At 42.9% G+C, this 6,233-nt stretch carries 6 protein-coding genes; 3 read left to right on the top strand and 3 right to left on the bottom strand.

Annotated elements, in window-relative coordinates; genetic code table 11:
- Positions 1-412: 412 nt before the first annotated feature.
- Positions 413-1,222 carry a CDP-diacylglycerol--serine O-phosphatidyltransferase gene (gene pssA, locus B0180_RS09365; RefSeq protein ID WP_049237884.1) on the bottom strand — a complete coding sequence of 270 codons (810 nt, stop codon included), beginning with the start codon at positions 1,220-1,222 and terminating at the stop codon, positions 413-415.
- Positions 1,223-1,288: 66 nt separating this feature from the next.
- On the bottom strand, positions 1,289-2,176 hold the full coding sequence (locus B0180_RS09360) for a 23S rRNA (adenine(2030)-N(6))-methyltransferase RlmJ (RefSeq protein WP_078256669.1): 888 nt from the start codon (positions 2,174-2,176) through the stop codon (positions 1,289-1,291).
- 155 nt (positions 2,177-2,331) lie between these two features.
- Here B0180_RS09360 and B0180_RS09355 point away from each other — a divergent pair, with 155 nt between their 5' ends.
- The 3 genes from B0180_RS09355 to dapE all read left to right on the top strand — a co-directional run bounded on the left by B0180_RS09355 (position 2,332) and on the right by dapE (position 5,098).
- Positions 2,332-2,937 carry a 2OG-Fe(II) oxygenase gene (locus B0180_RS09355; RefSeq protein ID WP_143821301.1) on the top strand — a complete coding sequence of 202 codons (606 nt, stop codon included), beginning with the start codon at positions 2,332-2,334 and terminating at the stop codon, positions 2,935-2,937.
- 19 nt (positions 2,938-2,956) lie between these two features.
- On the top strand, positions 2,957-3,835 hold the full coding sequence (locus B0180_RS09350; RefSeq protein ID WP_078256668.1) for a DUF4300 family protein: 879 nt from the start codon (positions 2,957-2,959) through the stop codon (positions 3,833-3,835).
- Between the two features lie 81 nt (positions 3,836-3,916).
- Positions 3,917-5,098 carry a succinyl-diaminopimelate desuccinylase gene (gene dapE, locus B0180_RS09345; protein ID WP_078256667.1) on the top strand — a complete coding sequence of 394 codons (1,182 nt, stop codon included), beginning with the start codon at positions 3,917-3,919 and terminating at the stop codon, positions 5,096-5,098.
- Positions 5,099-5,173: 75 nt separating this feature from the next.
- Here the strand turns inward: dapE and B0180_RS09340 are convergent, their stop codons facing one another.
- Complete coding sequence (locus B0180_RS09340; protein WP_078256666.1) at positions 5,174-6,169, bottom strand: Fe(3+) ABC transporter substrate-binding protein; 996 nt, start codon at positions 6,167-6,169, stop codon at positions 5,174-5,176.
- Positions 6,170-6,233: the final 64 nt, after the last annotated feature.

Here is a 6,233-nt window from a genome sequence, read left to right as displayed (position 1 = left end):
AGTCAAACAAAGCTGTTTGATTGGACTTTAATGTTGGCTCATTTATCGTACTTACTAGCAAATGATATATATTTCAATATCTGCTCATCGTGTTAATGAATTAACTTTGAGTATTTTTGCCTGACTTAAGATAAGTAAACAGTATCAATAAATGATTATCTTTTTAAGTATCTTGTATTGACAAAAATCCACACAAGTTGTTCTTTAGTTTGGATTTTAAATAGTGTGTTAATCATCGTCTGATTAACCTGAGCTGACCATTATAACATGGGATGTTTTGAAGTCAAGCTTTTTGTTTGGTTGTTTTGCATGATGATTTTTTAATTAATAAGTCATCGCTGCAATCAATGAGGGCTATTATACGCTAAATTTTCTTAGCGTCAAGCACTTTTTTCAAAAATTTTGAAAATTTTTAGAATTTTTTACGCAGTGTGGTCACAAACCCTGATAATGCATAGGCTACGCCAATTGCAAGCAAGCCCACAGGAATGTCATAAAGCACAATACCAAAGACCAATACCGCCAATAATAGCACCACAAAAGGCACTTTACGCTTGTCAAATTCTTTAAAGGAGTAATATTTGATATTACTGACCATCAATATGCCACAGGCAATGACCCATAAAGCAAAAAACCAAGTCAAGGCTGTCGCCGTATCTGTGATTGGGGCGGTATATTTTAAGGCGACCAATACCGAGCAGGCAACCAAAAGCGCTGCCAATGGGCTTGCCAATCCAATAAAGTATTTTTTATCGACAACATCAATTTGGACATTAAATCGCGCCAAGCGAAATGCTGCACAAGCTGCATACACAAATGCACACGCCATACCAAATCGACCCAGCGGCTCCAAAGCAAAACTATAGATTAAAATTGCTGGCGCCAGACCAAATGCAATGCAATCTGCCAATGAGTCATATTGTTCACCAAAGGGGCTTTGGGCGTTAAGCAGACGTGCGGCTCGTCCATCCATGCCATCTAAGAAAGCAGAAACGAAAATCGCTAAACCGGCACGATGGTAGTCTCCGCTAGTACTTAAAAGAATGGAATAAAATCCTGAAAACAATGACAGTGTCGTGATGAGGTTTGGCACCAAATAAACCCCAGATGTCATGGTGCGCTTGCCGCCTGAATGTTCAGGCTCAATCACCTCAAAGGTGATGCCATCATGTTCAGGCTCATTTGATACGGTATGCGTTTCAGGCTTTTGAATTTCTGACATAATCGCCCTTTTAGTTATTAGACATCCAAAGTTGTTTCACAGAGTTGATGGGTTTTATGATCACCATCATTCTGAAACCAACCATTTGACAACTGCCATCTCACCCAGAGACATTTGAGGGGCGTCTTGAGGCTTTAAGATCGGCGCCAAAAATTCAATGATCTCTTGGGCATGATCGGCAAATTGCCATGGTGGATTGATGACCAGTAAACCCGTGCCATTTAATCCTACCGCGATATCGTTTGGATATAAATTTAGCTCACACACCAGTTGTTTTTTGATGCCAGTACGCTTCATTTTTTTATAAAATAGCTCGACTGCATCGATATTTTTGATCGGATACCACAGTACAAATGTGCCAGTACCAAACTTTTTATGGCTTGCCACCAACAAATCTACCAAGCGGCTAAAATCCTTATGCTCTTGTTCAAAGGGAGGATCTAATAAAATAATGCCACGCTTTTCTTTGGGAGGAATGACAGCAGGCACACCCTCAAACGCATCACGATGATGAATACCGATCGGCAACTGATAAAGCTGATAATTAAGCGCATCATATTCATCAGCGATCGCCTCAAAAGCTTCCGCGCGAAGCGGTGCATCCTCGGAGTGATATTCACCATGATGCGCGATCCACCAAGGTGAGCCAGGGTAAACATGCTGATCATATTTTTGACGGGCAAATGCTAAGTCTGATAAATATTGGCTGACGGCTTTTGGCAATCCGTCCAAGCCTGCCCTAACAGCTTGCTCAAGCGCGATAACGCCTCGCTGTGCTTCTTGGGTTTTTTGGGTTTCGGTACTTGCCAATGAATACAAGCCGCGACCGCCGTAGGCATCAAGCACATAAAATGGCTTGGCTTTGGCGCTAAATTGGCTTAATAACTGCAAAAGTAAAATATGCTTGGCAACATCAGCAAAGTTACCCGCATGATAGGCGTGTTTATAGTTCATAAGTGAAAATTATTAGATGGTTAATTATTTATGGTATCATAAATAGGTATATTGCGCTATGCATATTTATCAAAGGCTTGGTCAGCAGTCCTGAGTATGACAGCGGCTTTTATACGGCAATAATCATAAATGTGATGATGGTGGATGCTTTGGGCATGTCAAAAAAAGGGTTTTGTGTTGATTGGTCAGGACTGATCGATGATCGGTTGGATGCTTTTTTGGAAACAGGCGTTTTGGTATTGGATGAGGTATTTGACCACCAAGATGTTTTATTGCTTCAAAAAGAAAGTGGTTTTATTGAATATAAAGCAGCGACCCTGACCCAAGGCGAGAGACTACAAAGCATTCGTGGCGATGATATCCGCTGGATTGATGAAGACTGCCCCATCGGCATGGATTATTTGGGCAGTATCATGTCACTGGCTGAATATTTTAATCAAACGTTATATGCAGGGATTCGCCGCAGCGAGGCGCATTATGCTTGCTATCCTGCAGGTTTTGGCTATCAGTGGCATGTCGATAATCCCAAAGGTCGCGATGAGCGTGTTATTTCAGCGGTATTTTATTTAAATGACGATTGGTCTGACACCGATGGCGGAGAGATTTTGGTCATCGATAAACAATCTCAGCAGCAAATCCTCACCCCCAAAGCCAATCGCTTAGTGATATTTGACAGCAACCTTAGACATCAAGTAAATATCACCAATCGCCGCCGCTTTTCGATCGCCACATGGATGAGAAAAGACGATCAGATTTTATGAATTATCATTGAGAATATTTATGAAAAACACACCGTTTGTACTGATGACAATTTGCGCTCTCATGGTCGCCTGCGCGCCTGCCAAACCGCCTGCTGAGTCTAGTGCGCCGACCGACCAAAACCCAAAAGTCAGCACACCCACCCAAGACACGATGCTTATCTCAAATATTGCCGATGATGCCAGCGAAGCTCAGGTGAGATCAGCGCTTGGTCAGCATTTATCGCACGATCAGGTAGATTTGGTCATGTCTTGGATCAAAGATTATAATCAAACGATCCAAAAGGTCAGCCTAACAGACGGATTTAGTGCCAAACAGCCTGATTATGATACACTAGCCATGGACACTCTGTGGGCGGACGCCAAAGGTGACTTTATTGGTACAAATTGCCGAATTAATACTTTTGCCTTACTAAAAGACACCATCCATATCTCAAAAGACCCCGCAAAATCAGACGCGCAAATGCTTTTTCCTGATCATGATGCGATTGAGGTGGACACCTTGATTGATGATACAGACTTGCCAAAATACAACCGTTTATATGGACGCGTCAAAACTCAAGCCACCAAAGATGCCAAAATCCATGCCGAGCACATGAAATCACATTTTAAAGGCATTGAGTTTAACGATCAAGCAACCATGCTGTCGGTAGTTTTTCATGATGATCAAGATGGCGAGTATCTGTTTATCGGTCATGTCGGCGTGCTTGTTCCTGCTGACGATGGCTATTTATTTATTGAAAAATTATCGTTCCAAGACCCATATCAAGCCATTAAATTTACCTCAAAACACGATGCTTATACTTATCTACTGACCAAATACGCCACACATTATAATCAGCCGACGGCACAGCCATTTGTGATGGAAAACGATACACTTGTAAAATGGGTGGAAGAATAATCCGATTTTTTTAGATGAAAATTTTAACAACATATTATTGAACAAACTATTAATCATCAATTCATTATTTTGGAGACATCCATGCACACTCCGACACTTGCGCTATCTATTGATTTAATTCGCGAGCCTTCCATCACACCTGATGATAAAAATTGTCAAAATATCCTTGCCAAACGCTTATCTGACATTGGCTTTGAGTGCGAGTTTATGCACTTTGGCGATGCGCATGATACTGGCAAAAATGCCCAAATCAAAAATCTTTGGGCGATCAAACATGGCAAAGATCCAAAAGCGCCGGTGCTATGTTTTGCGGGTCATACCGATGTTGTACCCACAGGGGATGAGTCTCGTTGGAGATTCCCCCCTTTTTCTGCCACCATTCACGAAGGTAAGCTTTATGGGCGCGGCGCATCGGATATGAAAACGGGCGTGGCAAGTTTTGTTGTCGCTGCCGAAAACTTTATCAAGCGCTATCCTGATCATTCAGGCAGCATCGCCCTGCTCATCACCGCTGATGAAGAAGGTCCTGCCATCAATGGCACTATCAAAGTTGCCGAAACCTTAAAAGCGCGTGGGCAAAAAATGGATTTTTGTTTGGTGGGCGAGCCATCTAGCACGCAAAGTCTAGGCGATGTCATCAAAAATGGTCGGCGCGGCTCTTTGAATGCCAAACTGACCGTCACAGGCAAGCAGGGTCATATCGCCTATCCACATCTGGCGGTCAATCCCATTCATGCGGTGTCAGCTGCACTGAGCGAGCTGATTGAGACGCATTGGGATGACGGCAATGATTATTTCCCCAAAACCTCTTTGCAAATCTCCAATATTCACTCCGGCACAGGCGCAACCAACGTCATCGGCGGTACTTGTGAAGTGCTGTTTAATTTTCGATATTGCACCGAAAATACTGCCGAGAGTCTCATGGCAAAAACTCATGCCATTTTTGATCAGCATTTTCAAGATAGCAAAGCAACTTATGAGATCGAATGGACGCTTTCAGGCGTGCCTTTTTTGACTGAAAAAGGCGAGTTTGTCTCGGCGTGCGTCAATGCCATCAAAACTGTCACTGGCACCGACGCTAAGCTATCGACTTCAGGCGGTACTTCAGATGGGCGGTTTATTGCACCGATCATGGGCGCGCAGGTGGTTGAGTTAGGCGTACTCAATGCCACCATTCATCAAGTGGATGAACATGTTAATATTGATGACTTAGAAAAACTCACCCAAATTTATGAAGAAATTTTAGTCAGTTTAATTAAATAACCTAAAAATTTATTACTCAATTAAAAAGCACTTTGATCGATCAAAGTGCTTTTTAATTATCTAAACATAAACAGATTATTTATAACCGGCGCGCTTCATCAGCATGATGGCTTTTTGTTGGTTTTGACCCGCCACTGAGACATTGATGAAATCTTGCTTAAATGTACCCCAGCGCGCTACCGAGGGTGCCGCGGTTACACGTGGGCTGGCTGGATACTCAAAGTTTCGATCAGCATACAGGCGCTGAGCTTCGGTGCTTGACATCCATTCAATGAATTTTTGGGCTTCGACTGGATTATCTGAGTGCTTCACCACACCAGCACCCGAGACATTGACGTGAGTCCCTTTGCCTTTTTGATCAGCAAAAAATACTTTGACATTATTTGCCACCGCAGGTTTAGAGTTTAGTAGTCGTCCATAATAATAAGTATTGGCGATACCCACATCACAGCGACCTGCATTGATCGCTTCTAGCAGCGCTGTATCATTTGAAAATGGTGCCGTCGCCAAATTTGCTACCCAGCCTTTGACCGCTTTTTCTGTCGCTACTTGACCTTGATTGGCGATCATGGTCGCAACCAATGATTGGTTGTAAACATTGTTTGAAGTACGCAAGCAAAGCTTGCCTTTCCATTTTGGGTCTGCCAAATCAGCATAGGTTGATAGTTGGCTAGGATTGACTTTATTTGGGTTATAAAAAATCGTGCGTGCACGCACAGATAAGCCAAACCAATGATTTTTTGGGTCACGCAGGTGCGATGGGATATTATTTCTTAAGATCGAAGAGTTGATCGGACGCAATACGCCGGCTTGGGTGGCTTGCCATAAGTTGCCGCCATCCACGGTAATCAAAACATCCGCTTGAGTATTTTTACCCTCAGCTTTTAATTTTTCCATCAAAGGACCGGCTTTATCGCTGACGACAGTGACCTTGGTGCCAGTTTTCTTTTGATACGCTTCTGCAATCGGCTTTAATAGCTCATCAGCGCGCGCTGAATAGACAACGATTTCGTTGGCAAATGCTGGCGCTGCTGCTGCCATTGCCAGTGATGCGATCAATAGCTTTTTCATAACTCATCCTTTTATAAACAAATCAAATCCACAAATCATCTGCCATAAGCTGACTTTATCGCAG

It is taken from the genome of Moraxella canis, assembly GCF_002014965.1.
In the GTDB taxonomy this organism is placed as follows: domain Bacteria; phylum Pseudomonadota; class Gammaproteobacteria; order Pseudomonadales; family Moraxellaceae; genus Moraxella; species Moraxella canis.
This window is presented reverse-complemented; position numbering and strand designations above follow the sequence as displayed.

Bases quoted from the DNA above. Each gene is read 5' to 3' on its own strand.
- B0180_RS09355 (WP_143821301.1), top strand. From the start codon at position 2,332: ATGTCAAAAAAAGGGTTTTGTGTTGATTGGTCAGGACTGATCGATGAT.
- pssA (WP_049237884.1), bottom strand. From the start codon at position 1,222: ATGTCAGAAATTCAAAAGCCTGAAACGCATACCGTATCAAATGAGCCT.
- B0180_RS09340 (WP_078256666.1), bottom strand. From the start codon at position 6,169: ATGAAAAAGCTATTGATCGCATCACTGGCAATGGCAGCAGCAGCGCCA.
- dapE (WP_078256667.1), top strand. From the start codon at position 3,917: ATGCACACTCCGACACTTGCGCTATCTATTGATTTAATTCGCGAGCCT.
- B0180_RS09360 (WP_078256669.1), bottom strand. From the start codon at position 2,176: ATGAACTATAAACACGCCTATCATGCGGGTAACTTTGCTGATGTTGCC.
- B0180_RS09350 (WP_078256668.1), top strand. From the start codon at position 2,957: ATGAAAAACACACCGTTTGTACTGATGACAATTTGCGCTCTCATGGTC.